At 60.5% G+C, this 18,573-nt stretch carries 16 protein-coding genes; 12 read left to right on the forward strand and 4 right to left on the reverse strand.

The genetic code is table 11. The features are described from left to right. Nucleotides 1-102: 102 nt before the first annotated feature. Nucleotides 103-1,821, forward strand: a complete 1,719-nt coding sequence (locus AC07S6_RS19310; protein WP_096144079.1) for a C13 family peptidase — start codon at nt 103-105, stop codon at nt 1,819-1,821. Between the two features lie 29 nt (nt 1,822-1,850). Then, complete coding sequence (locus AC07S6_RS19315; protein ID WP_495112805.1) at nt 1,851-2,492, forward strand: oxidoreductase; 642 nt, start codon at nt 1,851-1,853, stop codon at nt 2,490-2,492. A 143-nt stretch (nt 2,493-2,635) separates the two neighbouring features. Here AC07S6_RS19315 and AC07S6_RS19320 read toward each other — a convergent pair whose 3' ends face one another. From AC07S6_RS19320 to AC07S6_RS19335, 4 genes are all read right to left on the reverse strand, one after another. Next, nucleotides 2,636-2,920: a YceK/YidQ family lipoprotein gene (locus tag AC07S6_RS19320; RefSeq protein ID WP_495112806.1), complete on the reverse strand. Its 285-nt coding sequence runs from the start codon at nt 2,918-2,920 to the stop codon at nt 2,636-2,638. Beyond that, the gene (ubiX, locus tag AC07S6_RS19325) at nt 2,913-3,542 is read right to left on the reverse strand and encodes a flavin prenyltransferase UbiX (protein ID WP_032895136.1); all 630 of its coding nucleotides are present in this window, start codon (nt 3,540-3,542) and stop codon (nt 2,913-2,915) included. Before ubiX ends, AC07S6_RS19320 begins: the two co-directional genes overlap by 8 nt. Next, on the reverse strand, nt 3,539-4,888 hold the full coding sequence (gene mpl, locus AC07S6_RS19330; RefSeq protein WP_252950802.1) for a UDP-N-acetylmuramate:L-alanyl-gamma-D-glutamyl-meso-diaminopimelate ligase: 1,350 nt from the start codon (nt 4,886-4,888) through the stop codon (nt 3,539-3,541). Before mpl ends, ubiX begins: the two co-directional genes overlap by 4 nt. 208 nt (nt 4,889-5,096) lie before the next feature. Then, nucleotides 5,097-7,007 (reverse strand): sigma-54-dependent Fis family transcriptional regulator, encoded by a 1,911-nt coding sequence (locus tag AC07S6_RS19335; protein ID WP_495112807.1) that lies wholly within the window; start codon nt 7,005-7,007, stop codon nt 5,097-5,099. A 272-nt stretch (nt 7,008-7,279) separates the two neighbouring features. Between AC07S6_RS19335 and exaC the strand changes: the two genes are divergently transcribed. The 10 genes from exaC to AC07S6_RS19385 all read left to right on the forward strand — a co-directional run bounded on the left by exaC (nt 7,280) and on the right by AC07S6_RS19385 (nt 18,234). After that, a complete protein-coding gene (exaC, locus tag AC07S6_RS19340; RefSeq protein ID WP_005791797.1) occupies nt 7,280-8,800 on the forward strand; it encodes an acetaldehyde dehydrogenase ExaC in 1,521 nt (506 codons plus the stop codon). 156 nt (nt 8,801-8,956) lie between these two features. After that, complete coding sequence (gene eat / locus AC07S6_RS19345; protein ID WP_495112808.1) at nt 8,957-10,390, forward strand: ethanolamine permease; 1,434 nt, start codon at nt 8,957-8,959, stop codon at nt 10,388-10,390. 63 nt (nt 10,391-10,453) lie between these two features. Continuing rightward, nucleotides 10,454-11,848, forward strand: a complete 1,395-nt coding sequence (locus AC07S6_RS19350; protein WP_054896914.1) for an ethanolamine ammonia-lyase subunit EutB — start codon at nt 10,454-10,456, stop codon at nt 11,846-11,848. Next, nucleotides 11,845-12,681, forward strand: a complete 837-nt coding sequence (gene eutC, locus AC07S6_RS19355; protein WP_495112809.1) for an ethanolamine ammonia-lyase subunit EutC — start codon at nt 11,845-11,847, stop codon at nt 12,679-12,681. The genes AC07S6_RS19350 and eutC overlap by 4 nt, the downstream gene beginning before the upstream one ends. An 89-nt stretch (nt 12,682-12,770) precedes the next feature. Continuing rightward, nucleotides 12,771-13,229 carry a GNAT family N-acetyltransferase gene (locus AC07S6_RS19360; protein WP_014720105.1) on the forward strand — a complete coding sequence of 153 codons (459 nt, stop codon included), beginning with the start codon at nt 12,771-12,773 and terminating at the stop codon, nt 13,227-13,229. Between the two features lie 321 nt (nt 13,230-13,550). Continuing rightward, complete coding sequence (locus tag AC07S6_RS19365) at nt 13,551-14,207, forward strand: DedA family protein (RefSeq protein WP_003194521.1); 657 nt, start codon at nt 13,551-13,553, stop codon at nt 14,205-14,207. Between the two features lie 6 nt (nt 14,208-14,213). Continuing rightward, nucleotides 14,214-15,029: a M90 family metallopeptidase gene (locus AC07S6_RS19370; protein WP_057975558.1), complete on the forward strand. Its 816-nt coding sequence runs from the start codon at nt 14,214-14,216 to the stop codon at nt 15,027-15,029. 109 nt (nt 15,030-15,138) lie between these two features. Then, complete coding sequence (ppa, locus tag AC07S6_RS19375; RefSeq protein WP_003176323.1) at nt 15,139-15,666, forward strand: inorganic diphosphatase; 528 nt, start codon at nt 15,139-15,141, stop codon at nt 15,664-15,666. 211 nt (nt 15,667-15,877) lie between these two features. Next, complete coding sequence (locus AC07S6_RS19380; RefSeq protein WP_197880371.1) at nt 15,878-16,648, forward strand: LexA family transcriptional regulator; 771 nt, start codon at nt 15,878-15,880, stop codon at nt 16,646-16,648. Between the two features lie 356 nt (nt 16,649-17,004). Then, a complete protein-coding gene (locus AC07S6_RS19385) occupies nt 17,005-18,234 on the forward strand; it encodes a tyrosine-type recombinase/integrase (protein WP_495112810.1) in 1,230 nt (409 codons plus the stop codon). Nucleotides 18,235-18,573: the final 339 nt, after the last annotated feature.

Raw genomic sequence — 18,573 nt, forward strand, 5'->3', positions numbered from 1 at the left:
GCGGGCAAGCCCGCTCCTACAGGTGATGGATCCTGCGCATAGACCACTAGGTTCGGCACCCCGGCTACGGCATACTCGGCGCTCAATTATCCGGATCCCGCTATGCGCCCACTCGCTCCCCTTGCCCTTGCCCTGTTGCTCACCGCTTGCGGAGACGGCGAATCGCTGTTGCCGCCCGATGCGCGCCTGCCCGATGGCGGCCGCTACCGTGGCGATGTGGTCAACGGCTTGCTGCAAGGCCAAGGCCGTGTGGATTACCCCAATGGCAGTTGGTACGCCGGCCAGTTCGACAAAGGCCAGTGGCACGGCCAGGGCGAATGGCATGGCAGCAATGGCGAAGTCTATAAAGGTGAATTCAAGCAGGGCCTGTTTGATGGCCAGGGTAGCCTGACCACCTCGGGCAGCAGCTACGTGGGCGGTTTCAAGAACGGCCGACGCAACGGCGAAGGCACCCTCAAAGAAGGGCAGATGACTTATCGCGGCGAATTCCAGGACGACCAGTACTCAGGCCTCGGCCGCCTGGAACTGGCCGACGGCAGTCAGTACCAGGGGCAGTTCGCCCACGGCAAGCCCAATGGCGAAGGCCAGCGCAATGACGACAGCGGCAACCAGTTCAGCGGCCGCTTTGTCGATGGTCAACTGGAAGGCAATGGCACTTTCAATAGCGCCGAAGGCGATATCTATGTCGGCCAGTTCAAACAGAACCAGCTCAATGGCAAAGGTCGCTACGAGAACGCCGACGGCGATGTGTGGATCGGCCAGTTCAAGGAAGGCGCGCTGACCGGCAAAGGCGAATTGATCGGGGTCGATGGCAGCCACTATGTCGGCCAGTTCAGTGACTGGCGCTTTACCGGCGAAGGGCGTCTGAACCTCACCGATGGCAGTTTCTATATCGGAGGCTTCGACAGTGACAACTATCAAGGCCGTGGCACCCTGGTCCTCACCGACGGCACCGTGCAGTCCGGCACCTGGGTCAATGGCCTGCGCGTACGCGACGCCGAGGGCAAGCTGCTGCCCGACCCACTGGAGACCGGCATACTGGCCCAAGGCCGCTTGCTTGATGACGCCCTGGCGACAGTGCCCGCGTCCACTCCGGCCGTGGAGCTATACACCTTGGTGCTGGCCGGCGACGGCAAACAAAGCGTATTCCTGCGCGAGGCCGACTACGTCAGCAACCTGCTCGCCACCCGCTTCGGCGCGCGCGGGCAGGTGCGCCTGGTCAACCACCGCGACCATATCGCCGACCGCCCCCTGGCCACCCGTGAAAGCCTGCGCCGCTCGGTGCAAACCCTGGCCGAACGGACCGGGCCGGAAGACCTGGTGTTCATTTACATGACCAGTCATGGCACCCATGAGCATGAGCTGGTGCTCGACCAACCGCGCATGGAACTGGCCGACCTGCCCGCCGACGAGCTGGCCGCCGTGCTCGCACCGCTGAGAAACCGCGACAAGGTCATCGTGATCTCCGCATGTTATTCCGGCGGTTTCATACCGGCGCTCAAAGATGAGCGCACCCTGATCATGACCGCCTCCCGCGCGGACCGCGTGTCGTTCGGCTGCTCGGAAGAAGCAGACTTCACCTACTTCGGCGATGCGCTTTTCGCACAGGCTTTCAACCAAACGGATGATTTGCAACACGCCTTCAAACTGGCACAACTGCACGTGGCCGAACGCGAACAGGCGGACAATTTCGAAGCCTCCGAACCGCAGATCTGGGCGCCTAAGGGCGTGATCGCCCATTGGCAATTATTACGTAAACAGCAGGCACGAAAGGCGCTCGAAAGCGTCTCAATGAATAGCAAGGAAGCCAAAGGCAACTAAGCTGTAACGTGTAACAAGGGGGAAACACCATGTACCTGACACCGCAGCATATCTTGCTGGCCGGGGCCTCCGGCCTCACTGGCGAACACCTGCTAGACCGCCTGCTCAACGAACCCACCGTGACCCGCGTGCTGGCACCCAGCCGCAAACCATTGGCTGAACATCCACGCCTGGAAAACCCGGTGGGCGACCCGGCGGTGTTCCTGCCGCAACTGAGCGGCCGCGTGGATATTGCCTTCTGCTGCCTGGGCACCACGATCAAAAAGGCCGGCTCGGAACCGGCGTTCCGTGCGGTCGACCTGGACATGGTAGTGGCCTTCGCCAAACGCGCACGGGAACTGGGCGCGCGGCATCTGATCGTGATCAGTGCGATTGGCGCCGACCCGAAATCCTCGGTGTTCTACAACCGGGTCAAAGGGGAAATGGAACTGGCGCTCCGAGCGCAAGACTGGCCGCAGTTGACCATCGTACGTCCCTCGCTGCTGCTGGGTGAGCGACTGGAACCGCGCCTGGCCGAACAGTTGGCCGGCCCGCTGTCACGGCTTATCCCGGGCAAGTACCACGGTATTGAAGTCTGCGAACTGGCCCGCGCCATGTGGCGCCTGGCGCTGGAAGAACAGGATGGCGTGCGGGTGGTGGAATCGGACGAGTTGCGCAAGCTCGGCAAGTAATGATGCAGGGCTTGTACTGATCGTTCCCACGCTCTGCGTGGTAACGCCGGTTATGACGCTCCGCGTCATGCTTGGGACGCGGAGCGTCCCCGACTGCATTCCCACGCGGAGCGTGGGAACGATCCACCCAGGTAGCCCTTATCTTACAGTCCGCCCGTGGCGTTGAAGCCAACCCCCAGCACCGTCAACACCGACAGTGGCAACAATAAAGTATCGAGCAACGCGCTGGCCGGCAGGTCGAGATGGGGATAGCTCGGGGCCTCGGCACCAAAGCGGTCCTTGGCGCAGCAGCCGCCATTGATCGCGTACAGATCCAGGCGTGCGCCGGCATACACCACCGGGGCGCCCGGTTGCGCGGCATCCAGCGTACGCGCGGTGGCACAGCCGGTGAGTTGCAGCGCCATCAACAGCAGCAGTGCTTTATTCATCGCCGCCCAGATGGTGCTCGCCCCAACGTGGCAGCATGTCCTGGGGAATGTTCAACAGGTTGAGAATGCGCGCCACCACAAAGTCCACCAGGTCATCGATGGTCTGTGGCTGGTGATAGAAGCCTGGCGACGCGGGCAGGATGGTCACGCCCATGTTCGACAACTTGAGCATGTGCTCCAGGTGAATGCTCGAATACGGCGCTTCGCGCGGCACCAGGATCAATTGGCGGCGCTCCTTTAAGGTCACGTCCGCCGCCCGTTCGATCAGGTTGTTGCAGGCGCCCGTGGCAATCGCCGACAAGGTGCCGGTGGAACACGGCACCACCACCATCGCCGCTGGCGCACCGGAGCCTGAGGCTACCGGCGACATCCAGTCTTCTTTGCCGTAGACCTTGATCTGCCCCGCAGCTGCGCCGGTGTACTCGGTGAGGAATGCCTGCATCATCTGCACCTTGGAAGGCAGCGCGACATCGGTCTCAGTCGCCAGCACCAATTGCGCCGCCTTGGAGATCAGAAAATGCACCTCACGGTCTTCACGCACCAGGCAGTCGAGCAGGCGCAGGCCATAGGGCGCACCGGATGCGCCGGTCATCGCCAGGGTGATGCGTTCCGGCCCGCTCATTTCAGTGCCTCGGCCAGCTTGCCGTGCAGGCCGCCAAAGCCGCCGTTGCTCATGACCACCACGTGGGTGCCGGGCTGGGCCAAGGATTTCACATGCTCAATGATGTCTTCCAACGAAACGCAGACTGTGGAGGGCACGGTGCATAGCGCAGCAATCGCGGGCAAATCCCAGCCGAGGTTGGCCGGCGCATACCACACCACCTGGTCGGCATCGTTGACGCTCTCGGGCAGGCCATCACGGTGCGCGCCCAGCTTCATGGAGTTGGAACGCGGCTCGACGATGGCAATGATCTGCGCATCGCCGACGCGCTTGCGCAGGCCATCCAGGGTGGTGGCAATTGCGGTCGGGTGGTGGGCAAAGTCGTCGTAGATGGTAATTCCATTTACTTCAGCGACTTTCTCCATGCGCCGCTTCACACTCTTGAACGCGCTCAAGGCGGCAATGCCCATGGCTGGTACCACGCCAACATGCCGAGCGGCAGCCAGGCTCACCAAAGCGTTGGCCACGTTGTGTTGGCCGGTCATGCCCCAATCGACGATGCCTTGGGGCTGGCCTTCGAACAGCACTTCAAACCGCGAACCGTCTTCGCTGAGCAACCTCGCCTGCCACTGCCCGTCCGCGCCGGTGGTTTGCACCGGGGTCCAGCAGCCCATGTCGATCACACGCTGCAACGCAGGCTCGGTGGTGGGATGAATGACAAGGCCCTCACTTGGGATAGTGCGCACCAAGTGGTGGAACTGGCGCTCAATCGCCGGCAGATCAGGGAAGATATCCGCGTGATCGAACTCAAGGTTGTTCAGGATCGCTGTGCGTGGGCGGTAATGGACGAACTTGGAGCGCTTGTCGAAAAAGGCGCTGTCGTATTCATCGGCCTCGATCACAAAAAACGGCGTCTCCCCAAGGCGCGCCGATACCGAGAAGTTCTGCGGCACACCGCCAATCAGGAAACCCGGGCTCATGCCTGCATGCTCCAGCACCCAGGCCAGCATGCTGCTGGTGGTGGTCTTGCCGTGAGTGCCCGCCACTGCCAGGACCCAACGACCCTGCAGCACATGGTCCGCCAGCCACTGGGGGCCGGAGACGTAAGGCAAGCCTTTGTTCAGTACGTATTCCACCGCCGGGTTGCCGCGAGACATGGCGTTGCCGATGACGACCAGGTCCGGCACCGGGTCGAATTGCGAAGGGTCGTAACCTTGGATCAGCTCAATCCCTTGCGCCTGTAGCTGCGTGCTCATGGGTGGATAAACATTGGCATCGGAGCCTGTTACGTGATGGCCCAGCTCTTTGGCCAGAACCGCCATCGAACCCATGAACGTACCGCAGATACCCAGAATATGAATGTGCATAGTCGACCTCGTAAACATCGAGGCAGGTTAGCGTAGGGTGGGAAAGTTCGCACGCTTTAGCTGAGCACGAAACGCTCGCCGGTAGGATCCGGCACAAGGGAGCTCTTAAACCGTGCTGCCGGCGTTTTTAAGCTCAGCGCCTTTCAAGGTAGCGCGTGAGGCAAAAAACGAGCAGTTCGCAATAACCAGGTTACTCCGACAGCGCCACTTACTGCATGGCGCCCCGTGAAATGCCATGCTTGCGTAACTTGCGGTACAGCGTATTGCGACTGACCCCCAACTGTTCAGCCACATGGCTCATATGCCAGCGCTGCTGCGCCAACGCGTTGAGCAATGCCTGGCGCTCGGCGTTCTCCAGCGGCGAGGCGCACGGCGCATCCACCCTCGCCCCTTGCGGCTGCGCTTGGCGAATCAGGGCCGGCAAGTCTTCAAGACCGACTCGCCCGCCCTCACAGAGCGCCACTACCGTGCGCAACACTGTACGCAACTGCCGCAGGTTGCCGGGCCATTGGAATGCTAACAAGGCCTGGCGCGCAGGTTCGTCCAGCATCACTTGCTCGGGGCCCCCTTCCTGGGCCAGGAGGAAGTCCAACAGTTGCGACTTGTCACTGCGTTCGCGCAACGGCGGCAGGGCCACTTCCAAGCCGTTCAAGCGGTAATACAGGTCTTCGCGAAAGCTGCCATCGGCCACGCGCTCCAGCAAATTACGGTGCGTGGCGCTGATGATGCGCACGTTCACCGCTTGAGGTTCGCCGCCGATAGGCACCACCAGGCGGTCCTCCAGTACCCGTAACAGGCGGGTTTGCAACGCCAGGGGCATGTCGCCGATTTCGTCGAGAAACAGCGTGCCGCCGTCGGCCTGTTGCAGCTTGCCGCGCATGCCTTCTTTAAGGGCGCCGGTGAAACTGCCGGCGCGATAGCCAAACAATTCGCTCTCGATCAGGTTTTCTGGAATCGCCGCACAGTTCAGCGCAACAAAGGCCTTATCGCCCCGCTGGCTGCCCTGATGCACGGCCTTGGCGAAAGCTTCTTTACCGCAGCCGGTTTCGCCGTTGATCAGCAAGGGCACGTCGCGCTCGAACACTCGCGAGGCCTTGCGTAGCTCATTTTGCAACGCCGGGTCGCCCACGCAGATACCCAAAGGCCGTGGCGCCTGCGGCTTGATGATGGGTACCGGCACACTGCGCGGCTGGCCTCGCAGCGCTGCAAACAGAGGCCGACCGTCGCGGGTGCGCAGCGGCCAACTGGCCGTGGCATTCGCGCTGGCCCGCCCCAGCAACTGATCCAGGGAGCAGTCGAAAAATGCCTCCACCGGCTGGCCCACCAAGCCGCCGCGCAGCTGCCCCAACAGGTTCAGAGCGCTCTGGTTGACCGCACAAATGCGCCCTTCACCATCGAACGCCAGCAAGCCTTCGCTGAATAACCCGACCGACTCGGCCTGTAGGTGAAAACGCAGCAGCCAGTGGTGTTCGAAGTGGCGCAGGAAGTAGCAACTTTCGATCATCTTGGCCGACAGGTTCACCAGCGCCATGGTGTGGAACTGGCTCTGGCGCGACACGGCTTCGCGGGCCGAGGACACATCCAGCACCGCCAGCAATTCACCATGAGGGTCGAACACCGGGCTGGCCGAACAGGTCAGCCCGGTATGACGGCCGCGAAAATGCTCGTCACGGTGGATCGTCAACGACTGCCGCTCCACCAGGCAGGTGCCGATGCCGTTGGTGCCTTCGCAGGCTTCGCTCCAGTCTGCGCCCAGCCATAAGCCGGCGCGCTCGAATATCTTGCGCTCGGACGGCGCGGTGACACAGTTGAGGATCACCCCACGCGCATCGGTGAGCAGCACCGCATGACCCGCGCCGGAGAGTTGCTGGTGCAGGCTGTTCATTTCGCTGCCGGCGATGTGCAGCACTTGGCGCAGGCGTTCGCGACTTTCCAGCAGGCGCCCGTGCTCGAGCACGGTGGGCGCGATGGTCAGCGCCGGGTCGAGGTGGTAATCCTCCACGCAGCGCAGCCAGGAACGGGCGATGGACGGGTCGCTGCCAGGCCCTTGGGAAAGCTCTTGGCCACGGGTGACGGTCAAGACTTGTTGGGCATGGCGACTGAAATGATCGTTATGCATGTTCTTATTATTCTCCCTGCGTGAGAACGCCCAGCATCCCCCAGCCATCCGACCATTGCAATCCCGGCCCGACCCACCGGTCACAGGCTGTATCGTTTATGGCACAAACTGTCACCTTGCCTGTATCACCCCCGTCACGGCAAAGCCTTGCAACAAAGCCCAACCTCTTGATTCTGCTGGCCCGCACGGCGATGGCCCGACCTTTGCTCTACGCTTTATAACGCGCTCGCAGCGCTGTACTCCGATAAACATAAAAGCAGGAGATGCCCACCATGCGTTATGCACACCCCGGTACCGAAGGCGCCATCGTTTCGTTCAAGGCCAAATACGGCAACTACATCGGCGGCGAATTCGTGGCGCCGGTCGATGGCAACTACTTCTCCAACACCTCGCCGGTCAACGGCAAGCCCATCGCCGACTTCCCGCGCTCTACCGCCAAAGACATCGACAAAGCACTGGACGCCGCCCACGCAGCCGCGGACGCCTGGGGCAAAACCAGCGCCCAGGACCGCTCGCTGGTACTGCTGAAAATCGCCGATCGCATCGAGCAAAACCTCGAACTGCTGGCCATCACCGAAACCTGGGACAACGGCAAGGCCGTGCGCGAAACCCTCAACGCCGACATTCCTCTGGCCGCCGACCACTTCCGCTACTTCGCTGGCTGCATCCGCGCCCAGGAAGGCAGCAGCGCGGAAATCAACGAACTCACCGCCGCCTACCACTTCCACGAACCGCTGGGTGTGGTTGGTCAGATCATCCCGTGGAACTTCCCACTGCTGATGGCCGCGTGGAAACTCGCACCGGCCCTGGCCGCCGGTAACTGCGTGGTGCTCAAGCCAGCCGAGCAAACGCCGCTGGGCATCAGCGTGCTGATGGAGCTGATCGGCGACTTGCTGCCACCGGGCGTGCTGAACGTGGTGCACGGTTTCGGCAAGGAAGCTGGCGAAGCCCTTGCCACCAGCAAGCGCATCGCCAAGATCGCCTTTACCGGTTCAACGCCTGTGGGCTCGCACATCATGCATGCCGCGGCCGAGAACATCATTCCGTCCACGGTCGAGCTGGGCGGCAAGTCGCCGAACATCTTCTTCGCCGACATCATGAAAGCGGAACCTGCATTTATCGAAAAAGCCGCCGAAGGCCTGGTGCTGGCGTTCTTCAACCAGGGCGAAGTGTGCACCTGCCCTTCCCGCGCTCTGGTGGAAGAGTCGATCTACGACGACTTCATGAAAGTGGTGATGAAGAAGGTCGAGTCGATCAAGCGTGGTGACCCGCTGGACACCGACACCATGGTCGGCGCCCAAGCGTCCGAGCAGCAGTTCGACAAGATCCTGTCCTACCTGGAAATCGCCAAGGGCGAAGGCGCGCAATTGCTCACCGGCGGCAAGGTCGAGAAGCTCACGGGCGACCTGGCCACCGGCTATTACATCCAGCCGACCCTGCTCAAGGGCACCAACGACATGCGCGTGTTCCAGGAAGAAATCTTCGGCCCGGTGGTGAGCATCACCACTTTCAAGGATGAAGCCGAAGCCCTGGCGATTGCCAACGACACCGAGTTCGGCCTGGGCGCCGGCCTGTGGACCCGCGACATCAACCGCGCCTACCGCATGGGCCGGGCGATCAAAGCCGGCCGCGTGTGGACCAACTGCTACCACCTGTACCCGGCGCATGCCGCGTTTGGTGGTTACAAGAAGTCTGGCGTGGGCCGTGAAACCCACAAGATGATGTTGGATCACTACCAGCAGACCAAGAACTTGCTGGTGAGCTACGACATTAATCCGTTGGGCTTTTTCTAACTTAGCCTCATAACAAGCAACCCGCTCCCAACTTGAAATGCAATCAAGTGTGGGAGCTGGCTTGCCTACTCCTACACTTGAACTTCGCCAGTAATTGCTACCTCGTTCGGCACACAGATGCCGAGTTAAAAACAATAACAATCAAAGGTACTTCCCATGCCTAGCGAACCCACTGGTTCTTCTGTCGACTTCGAAAAAGTCGGCACCGATTATTTTGAACAACGCGAACTGAAAAAAGGCGCCGCCGGCTGGGTACTACTGGTTGGCCTTGGCGTCGCCTATGTTATTTCCGGCGATTACGCCGGCTGGAACTTCGGCCTGGCCCAAGGCGGCTGGGGCGGCATGTTCCTCGCCACTTTGCTGATGGCCACCATGTACCTGTGCATGTGCTTTTCCCTGGCCGAGCTGTCGTCCATGATCCCCACTGCTGGCGGTGGCTACGGTTTTGCCCGCAGCGCATTCGGCCCTTGGGGCGGGTTCCTCACCGGTACTGCCATCCTTATCGAATACGCCATCGCCCCCGCCGCCATCGCGGTGTTTATCGGCGCCTATTGCGAGTCGTTGTTCGGCATTGGCGGCTGGATGATCTACCTGGCGTTCTACATCATCTTTATTGGCATCCACATCTTTGGTGTGGGTGAAGCCTTGAAGCTGATGTTCGTGATCACCGCCGTCGCCGCGATTGCCCTGGGCGTGTTCCTGGTGTCGATGGTGCCGCACTTCAACGTCGCCAACCTGCTCGATATACCAGTGACCGAGGCCAAGGGCGCCAGCAGCTTACTGCCGTTCGGCTACGTCGGCGTGTGGGCCGCGATCCCTTATGCCATCTGGTTTTTCCTGGCGGTGGAAGGCGTGCCGCTGGCCGCTGAAGAAACCAAGAACCCCAAGCGCGACCTGCCGCGCGGGCTGATCGGCGCAATTGTGGTGCTGACCAGTTTTGCCCTGTTGATCCTGGTGATCGCGCCGGGCGGTGCGGGGACTTACGCGCTGATCAAATCCGGCAACCCGCTGGTTGAAGCCTTGGCGTTGTCCTACGGCGGTTCCACCTGGATGGGCAGCTTCGTCAACCTGGTCGGCCTGGCCGGTTTGATCGCGAGCTTTTTCTCGATTATCTACGCCTATTCGCGGCAGATCTTTGCCTTGTCCCGTGCCGGCTACCTGCCGCGCAAATTGTCCGAGACCAACAAGAGCAAGGCGCCAGTATTGGCACTGGTAATCCCCGGGATTATCGGTTTTGGCCTGTCGCTGACCGGCCAGGGTGACTTGCTGATCCTGGTGGCGGTGTTTGGCGCCACCATTTCCTACGTATTGATGATGGCCGCCCACATCACCCTGCGCATCCGTCGCCCTAAAATGGAGCGGCCATACCGCACGCCGGGGGGCATCTTCACCTCAGGCGTGGCACTGGTACTGGCTTGCGTGGCCGTGGTGGCGGGCTTTCTGGTGGACCCGCGCGTGGTGATTGGCGCGGCGATCATCTATGGAGTATTAATTGCTTACTTTGCTTTCTACAGCCGGCATCACTTGGTAGCAGGCACGCCGGAAGAGGAATTCGCGGCGATCCAGGCCGCAGAGGCCGCTCTGCACTAACTGCCGAAAACCTCGACGCGGTGCCTTGCCCACAGCAGGCCCGCGTCATCAAGGAGACACTGTATGGCAAGTTTTTCCCACGCGGTGGGTGCTCAAACCTACCGCTTCGACAGCCTCAAGGACGTGATGGCCAAGGCCAGCCCCGCACGCTCCGGGGACTTCCTCGCCGGTGTCGCCGCCCAGAATGACGGTGAGCGTGTGGCGGCGCAGATGGCGCTGGCGAATATCCCGCTCAAGCACTTCCTGCAAGAAGCACTAATTCCTTATGAAAGCGATGAAGTCACCCGGCTGATCATCGACACCCACGATAAACAGGCGTTTGCAGCGGTCAGCCACCTCACCGTCGGCGGCCTGCGCGACTGGCTGCTCAGCGATGCGGCTGATGAACATACCCTACGCGCATTGGCGCCAGGGCTGACACCGGAAATGGCCGCGGCCGTGTCCAAGATCATGCGCGTGCAAGACCTGGTGCTGGTGGCGCAGAAGATCCGCGTGGTCACCCAGTTTCGCGGCACCCTTGGCCTGCGCGGGCGCTTGTCCACGCGCTTGCAGCCCAACCACCCCACCGACGAACCGGCCGGCATCGCCGCGAGCATTCTCGACGGCCTGCTATATGGCAACGGCGACGCCATGATCGGCATCAACCCGGCCACCGACAGCATCGCCTCAATCTGCGCCATGCTCGAGATGCTGGACGCGATCATCCAGCGCTACGAAATCCCCACCCAGGCCTGCGTGCTCACCCACGTCACCACCTCCATCGAAGCGATCAACCGCGGCGTACCGCTGGACCTGGTGTTTCAGTCGATTGCCGGTACCGAAGCGGCCAATGCCAGTTTCGGGATCAACCTGAACGTGCTGCAGGAAGGTTATGACGCGGGTTTGAGCCTCAAGCGCGGCACCCTGGGCCAGAACCTGATGTACTTCGAAACCGGCCAGGGCAGCGCCTTGTCGGCCAATGCGCACTTTGGCGTCGATCAGCAAACCTGTGAAACCCGAGCCTACGCCGTGGCCCGGCACTTCAAGCCGTTTCTGGTGAACACCGTGGTCGGCTTTATCGGCCCGGAGTACCTCTACAACGGCAAGCAGATTATCCGCGCCGGCCTGGAAGACCACTTCTGCGGCAAACTGCTCGGCGTGCCCATGGGTTGCGACATCTGCTACACCAACCACGCCGAAGCCGACCAGGACGACATGGACACCCTGCTGACCCTGCTCGGTGTGGCCGGCATCAACTTCATCATGGGCATCCCCGGCTCCGACGACATCATGCTCAACTACCAGACCACCTCGTTCCACGACGCTCTGTACGCCCGGCAAACATTGGGTTTAAAACCGGCGCCGGAGTTCGAGCAGTGGCTGGCGAAAATGGGCATCTTCACGCAGGCCGATGGCAAGGTGCACTTTGGCAACAGCCTGCCACCGGCCTTTCGTCACGCCTTGGCGCAATTGGGATGAAGGAGCCGACTGTGGAACCAGAATTGCCTGACAACCCGTGGCTGGAACTGCGCCGGCTGACCCCGGCGCGTATTGCCCTGGGCCGCACCGGCACCAGCCTTCCCACCAGCGCCCAACTGGACTTCCAGTTTGCCCACGCCCAGGCGCGGGACGCGGTGCACCTGCCCTTCGATCACGCCGGGCTCAGCCACCAACTGGCCGAACGTGGCCGAGACAGCCTGTTGTTGCACAGCGCCGCCACGGACCGGCACATCTACCTGCAACGCCCGGACCTTGGGCGACGCCTGAGCGATGAGTCGGCGCAAACGCTGCGCGACTACGCCCTGGCCCAGCCCGGTGGTGTGGACTTGGCCATCGTGGTGGCCGATGGCCTGTCGGCACTGGCCGTGCATAAACATACAGCGCCGTTTCTGGCGCGCCTGGAAGAACAGACCCACGCCGAAGGCTGGTCCTTGTCACCGGTGATCCTGGTGGAGCAAGGCCGCGTGGCGGTAGCCGATGAAATCGGGCAGCTACTGGGCGCCAAGATGGTGGTGATCCTGATCGGCGAACGGCCGGGGCTCAGCTCGCCGGACAGCCTGGGCCTGTATTTCACCTACAACCCCAAGGTCGGCCTCACCGATGCCTATCGCAACTGCATCTCCAATGTGCGGCTGGAGGGCTTGAGTTATGGCATGGCGGCCCATCGCCTACTGTACTTGATGCGAGAGGCGTGTCGCCGGCAGTTGTCGGGGGTCAATCTCAAGGATGAGGCACAGGTTCAAACCCTCGAATCCGACGACCCGGACCTGATGAAAGGCAATTTCCTGCTCAGCCCGGCAGATGACCGCTAGCGGCACGATTGCGCTTTTTGGCGTCATTAGGCAGCATCGAGTCACGGCCGCTCGTGTGGTCATACCCCATTTGGAAGTTGAGGCCTGGCATGCGGATTACTCAAGCGACCCTGGAACACCTGGACCTGTTGACCCCGTTGTTCGTCAAATACCGCGAGTTCTACGGGGCCTTGCCGTTCCCGGACTCGTCACGGGCCTTCCTGGAAAAGCGCCTGCGGCGCAAGGAGTCGGTGATCTACCTGGCCCTGGCCGACGATGACGACAAGCGGCTGCTGGGGTTTTGCCAGCTGTATCCGAGTTTTTCCTCACTGTCTCTCAAGCGGGTATGGATCCTCAACGACATCTATGTGGCCGAGGACGCACGCCGGCAACTGGTGGCGGACAACCTGATGCGCACGGCCAAGAAAATGGCCAAGGACACCCACGCGGTGCGGCTGCGGGTATCGACCAGCAGCGATAACGACGTGGCGCAGAAGACCTATGAGTCGATTGGGTTTCGCGAAGACACCGAATTCAAAAACTACGTGTTGCCGATCAACGAAGACTGAGAACCGGTAAGCCAGACACCGCAATATCCTTGTGGGAGCTGGCTTGCCTGCGATGGTGGAGTGTCAGCGAGCATTTCTCATAATGACCCACCGCTATCGCAGGCAAGCCAGCTCCCACATTGGATCCGGCGACTGGCTTGAAGCCTCACCCCTTCACAATTTCGCGACACTCCCCGCTACAAAAGCCACACGCTTTTCACCTCTCAATCCGTATAATGCCGACCTTTCAGGGTTGTAAGAACCGCGACAATTACTTGTAGCCTTATTGCCTGAGCTTCCGCACAAGCCCGCTGAGTCGGGCTATTCACACAGGTGCCATCCATGGATTTCAACCCGCTCGACCTTATCCTGCATCTCGACGTCTACCTCGACATGCTGGTAACCAATTACGGTCCGTGGATCTACGCCATTCTGTTCCTGGTGATTTTTTGCGAAACCGGCCTGGTGGTCATGCCTTTCCTGCCGGGCGACTCCTTGCTGTTCATCGCCGGTGCTGTAGCGGCTGGCGGCGGTATGGACCCAGTCCTGCTGGCCGGCCTGCTGATGCTGGCGGCCATCCTCGGCGATAGCACCAACTACGTGATCGGACGAACGGCGGGCGAGCGCTTGTTCAGCAACCCGAACTCCAAGATCTTCCGACGCGACTACCTGCAAAAAACCCACGACTTCTACGACAAGCATGGCGGCAAGACCGTGACCCTGGCGCGCTTCCTGCCGATCCTGCGCACCTTCGCGCCGTTCGTCGCGGGCGTGGCCAAGATGCCGTATCCGCGCTTCTTCGGCTTCAGCGTACTGGGCACCATCCTGTGGGTCGGTGGCCTGGTGACCTTGGGTTACTTCTTCGGCAACGTGCCTTTTATCAAGAAGAACCTGTCGCTGCTGGTGGTGTTCATCATCCTGCTGTCACTGGTGCCGATGATTATTGGCGTAGTGCGCAGCCGCTTTGGCCGCACGTCCTCCGAAGCCAACCCGCACTGACCCCCCGTGTGGTCCCTCAGCGCCTGGCGTCGCCGGCGCCTGCTGGCCAAGCACCCGATTGCCGATGACACCTGGCAACGGGTGCGCCACCACCTGACCTTCCTCGACGGCATCACGCCGGAGCAAGACCAATGGCTGCGCGAAGCCTGCGTGGTGTTCCTCAGCGAAAAACACCTCACCGCCCTGCCCGGCGTCGAACTGCACCAGGAACAACGCCTGCTGCTCGCCGCCCAGGCGCAATTGCCGCTGATGAACCTGGGCGACCTCGACTGGTACCAGGGTTTCCATGAGATCGTGCTGTACCCCGACGACTTCCTCAGCCCGCAACGCCATCGCGATGCCAGCGGCGTGGAGCATGAGTGGGACGGCGAACACAGCGGCGAAGCCTGGCAACAGGGCCCGGTGATCCTCGCCTGGCCTGGTGTGCTCGCCAGCGGCCAATGGGAAGGCTACAACCTGGTCATCCACGAACTGGCGCACAAGCTGGACATGCTCAACGGCGACGCCAACGGCCTGCCGCCGCTGCACCATGACATGCGCGTGCAGGACTGGGCCAGCGTCATGCAAGGCGCCTTCGATGACCTCAACCGCCAGTTGGACGCCAACCCGGACGCCGAGACCGAGATAGACCCTTACGCTGCGGAAAACCCGGCGGAGTTCTTTGCCGTCACCAGCGAGTATTTCTTCAGCGCCCCGGATTTACTGGTCAACAGTTATCCACAGGTGTACGCCCAACTCAGCCGCTTTTATCGCCAGGACCCCCTGGCCCGCCTGACTCAACTGCAAGCCAGCGACCCGCGCTACTCGCCACAGGGCGAATGACCGTACGACGCTTGGCGCATGGCATCGGCGTCAGAATATGCCTATAATCGCCGCCACTTTTAGGCCAATCCGGCCATGTCATATGGCCAACTAACGGGGGCAACGCCCAATGAGCTACAGCAAGATTCCGGCTGGCAAAGACCTGCCGAACGACATCTACGTCGCCATCGAAATTCCGGCCAACCACGCGCCGATCAAATACGAAATCGACAAAGACAGCGACTGCCTGTTCGTTGACCGTTTCATGGCCACCCCGATGTTCTACCCGGCCAACTACGGTTTCATCCCCAACACCCTGGCTGACGACGGTGACCCCCTCGACGTGCTGGTCGTGACCCCTTACCCGGTCACCCCAGGCTCGGTTATCCGCGCCCGTCCAGTCGGCATCCTGAACATGACCGACGACGGCGGCGGCGATGCCAAAGTCATCGCAGTGCCACACGACAAGCTGTCCCAGCTGTATGTGGACGTGAAGGAATACACCGACCTGCCGCCACTGCTGCTGGAACAGATCAAGCACTTCTTCGAGAACTACAAAGACCTCGAAAAAGGCAAATGGGTGAAGATCGACGGTTGGGGCAACGCAGACGCCGCCCGCGCCGAGATCATGAAGTCGGTTGCTGCCTACAAAGGCTGACACCCGCACCTCATTGCCACGGCAAATAAAAAGCCTCGTTAATTCGGGGCTTTTTTATGGGCCAGACTAAACATCAAGTTCAATGTTTAGTTGCAGCGTTTAACCAAGTTGCACATATGAAAGATCAAGCCATAACTAAGCCAGATCCTACAACTGCAAATCAACGCATGGTTTATTTGATGGGACTTTCCGGCCAGTAAACTCTGCGTTTATGAATACATCAGGTGATCGTTTAAAAGCACTACTACGGGAAGTTCATCTTTCCGCCTCCGACTTCGCCAAGAACCGCGGCGTCACACCTCAGCACGTGAACAACTGGTTCAAACGCGGCGTCCCCATGGGCCGACTCAACGAGATCGCAGAATTGCTGTGCGTCTCAAGTCGCTGGTTAAGCGACGGCAAAGGCCCCAAACACCCGCCCGCCAACTACCTGTTGGAAGGCCCCACCGCAAGGATTGCAACCACCCGCGAAGACACAGGCAAATACCTCACAGGCCCCGCCTGCCGCCCGGAAAAAACCGACGTGGACATTCCTCTCCACCCCACCTTCACCTCAACCGAACGCATCCGCGTCTCCCTGCACAATCTGGAAACCCTCAACGTCAACCCCGACCGCGCGATAGGCGCCTACATGGTCGACAACAGCATGATCGATATCATCCAACAGGGCGCTACACTCGCCATCGACCGAGGCCGCACCCAAATCATCGACGGCGAAATCTACGCCGTCGAACACGACGGCATGCTGCGCATCAAATACCTCTACAACCGCCCTGGCGGCGGCCTGCGCATGCGCAGCCACAACGCCAGCGAACACCCGGACGAATATCTGAACCACGAGGAACGCTTCGAGCAAAGCTTCAAGATCGTCGGCTGGGTATTTTGGTGGTCCACCCTCAACAACCGCCGCCCACCGGTGCCGCTGGATGAACACCTGCTGGGCTGGGAAGGCTCTAAATCGGAACCGGAGGTGGGCAACTGAAGTGAATGTGGGTATCATGCGCCGCACATTTGGCAGGGGTCGCTTTTAGCTGATTCTCTGCCGGCGAAGCGGAGGAGTTCCCGCGGATGCCCCTACTATTCAGCCTGACGCAATGTGGGCTGAGCGATTTGAAGGCTGGTGAAGTTTGTCAAAAACAAGCTGAGGCAGTCCCCGAGAAGCCGGCCACAAGCCGGCTTTTTAATACCTTTTTGAAAGCCACCCTCATCTACTGAAATCCGCAGCAGCCTTGCTAGATCAAGAGTTTCAGCCTATTTTTGTTCCGCCAACTTCTTTTTTAATCCACCGACTTCCACGACAAAGTGGGGGATCAAGTGGGGGATTGGAGAGCGAAAATCATGGGCAAGCTGACCGCAAAACTAGTCGAAAACTTGACCGAACCAGGCACCTATGAAGACGGTGATGGACTGCGCCTGGTCGTGACCTCCGCTGGCCGGAAAAATTGGGTGCTGAGGTTTCAGCTCCACGGCAAACGCAGGGAGATGGGCCTTGGCGGGTATCCTAGTCTCGATCTGAAAAAAGCACGTGCTGCGGCATTCGAAAATCGCATTCAGGTCCTGAAAGGTGATGACCCACTCGCCAAGCGACAAGCTGAGCAGGCCGCTCAGAAAGAAGCTGAACGCCGCGAACAAGCGAAGCAGATTACCTTCGAAACGCTAGCCAACGACTACCGTGATGCCCACGGCTCCAGTTGGTCGGAGAAGTGGCGCAAAGGCTGGCTTCGTAAGCTGGAACTCTATGCCTTTCCCGATTTAGGGCACCTTCCAGCAGATGAGATCGAGACCAAGCAGGTCCTCAAGACGTTGCAACCGATTTGGTCGACGAAAACACGTACGGCGGATGAGGTGCGCGGTCAGATTGAGCAGATTTTGGATGCCGCCAGATCGAGAGGACTGCGGGTCGGTGAAAATCCTGCTCGCTGGCGCGGCCACCTGGAAAACTTACTCAGCCGCAATGAGAAGAAGAAAGCCCGCAAGCGTGTTCACCACCCTGCCCTCGCGTGGCAGCAACTACCTGATCTCATGCAGGCACTACGTAACGTCCCCACTGCTGTATCGGTAGCTGCTCAATTTCTGATTCTTACTGGCGCCCGTAGCCACATGGTGAGATTTGCTCAATGGGACGAGTTCGATCTGGAGTCAGGTCGATGGTCATTGCCTGCGGAGCGGATGAAAACGCGTGAGCCGTTCGCCATCCCACTCGCACCTGAGGTCGTCGAGCTGGTGAAAAACCTGCCACGAATTCGAGTACGAAGCCCCTACCTCTTTCCTGGTAACGGCCTTAGCGGCGTGATGCACGCTAACGGCATTCGTAGTCTGCTGCACGAATTAGGCTATGAGCACATCACTCGCCATGGTTTCCGCTCAACATTCCGAGACTGGGCCGGAGAGACTACAGCCTTCCCCCGAGAGATCTGTGAGCTCGCGCTCGCTCACGACGAACGCGGGGAAACTGAAAGCGCGTATTCCCGATCGGACTTCTTCGACAAGCGAAGGGAGCTTATGAACGCTTGGGCGAAATATGCCACATCGCAGCCCAAGCAAAAGCCAGGCGATGCGGGCACTTGAGTCTTAGGTGATCTAATCGGTGTGGATAGCCACATCCGCCCTGCTGGCGACAGCGGAGACACCGGCGACAAGCCGCGTAATACCTAGTCTGCAGCATGGCGACAGAAGTGGCGACTGTCGCCGTTACAAGCCTTTCTCTTGGGGCTTTCTCGGCCAAGCCCACGCGAGCGGGAAGGCTCCGCATTCCCACTCGCATGGGCTCACATTAAAAACCGACGAATGACCACCCTGCCATGTAATGCCACCGATTTCCAAGGACTTCCAGCGCTACCGATTGGCGCAATAGTGGCCCCTAAAATGCTGTTGACCGTTAGAAGAACGAGCGTTACAAACGCTGTC

Source organism: Pseudomonas sp. GW821-FHT07B01 (assembly GCF_059419065.1).

What these genes read in the sequence shown, in the direction of transcription:
- AC07S6_RS19310 (WP_096144079.1), top strand. Translation starts at nt 103, where the DNA reads ATGCGCCCACTCGCTCCCCTTGCCCTTGCCCTGTTGCTCACCGCTTGC.
- AC07S6_RS19315 (WP_495112805.1), top strand. Translation starts at nt 1,851, where the DNA reads ATGTACCTGACACCGCAGCATATCTTGCTGGCCGGGGCCTCCGGCCTC.
- AC07S6_RS19320 (WP_495112806.1), bottom strand. Translation starts at nt 2,920, where the DNA reads ATGAATAAAGCACTGCTGCTGTTGATGGCGCTGCAACTCACCGGCTGT.
- ubiX (WP_032895136.1), bottom strand. Translation starts at nt 3,542, where the DNA reads ATGAGCGGGCCGGAACGCATCACCCTGGCGATGACCGGCGCATCCGGT.
- mpl (WP_252950802.1), bottom strand. Translation starts at nt 4,888, where the DNA reads ATGCACATTCATATTCTGGGTATCTGCGGTACGTTCATGGGTTCGATG.
- AC07S6_RS19335 (WP_495112807.1), bottom strand. Translation starts at nt 7,007, where the DNA reads ATGCATAACGATCATTTCAGTCGCCATGCCCAACAAGTCTTGACCGTC.
- exaC (WP_005791797.1), top strand. Translation starts at nt 7,280, where the DNA reads ATGCGTTATGCACACCCCGGTACCGAAGGCGCCATCGTTTCGTTCAAG.
- eat (WP_495112808.1), top strand. Translation starts at nt 8,957, where the DNA reads ATGCCTAGCGAACCCACTGGTTCTTCTGTCGACTTCGAAAAAGTCGGC.
- AC07S6_RS19350 (WP_054896914.1), top strand. Translation starts at nt 10,454, where the DNA reads ATGGCAAGTTTTTCCCACGCGGTGGGTGCTCAAACCTACCGCTTCGAC.
- eutC (WP_495112809.1), top strand. Translation starts at nt 11,845, where the DNA reads ATGAAGGAGCCGACTGTGGAACCAGAATTGCCTGACAACCCGTGGCTG.
- AC07S6_RS19360 (WP_014720105.1), top strand. Translation starts at nt 12,771, where the DNA reads ATGCGGATTACTCAAGCGACCCTGGAACACCTGGACCTGTTGACCCCG.
- AC07S6_RS19365 (WP_003194521.1), top strand. Translation starts at nt 13,551, where the DNA reads ATGGATTTCAACCCGCTCGACCTTATCCTGCATCTCGACGTCTACCTC.
- ppa (WP_003176323.1), top strand. Translation starts at nt 15,139, where the DNA reads ATGAGCTACAGCAAGATTCCGGCTGGCAAAGACCTGCCGAACGACATC.
- AC07S6_RS19380 (WP_197880371.1), top strand. Translation starts at nt 15,878, where the DNA reads ATGAATACATCAGGTGATCGTTTAAAAGCACTACTACGGGAAGTTCAT.
- AC07S6_RS19385 (WP_495112810.1), top strand. Translation starts at nt 17,005, where the DNA reads ATGGGCAAGCTGACCGCAAAACTAGTCGAAAACTTGACCGAACCAGGC.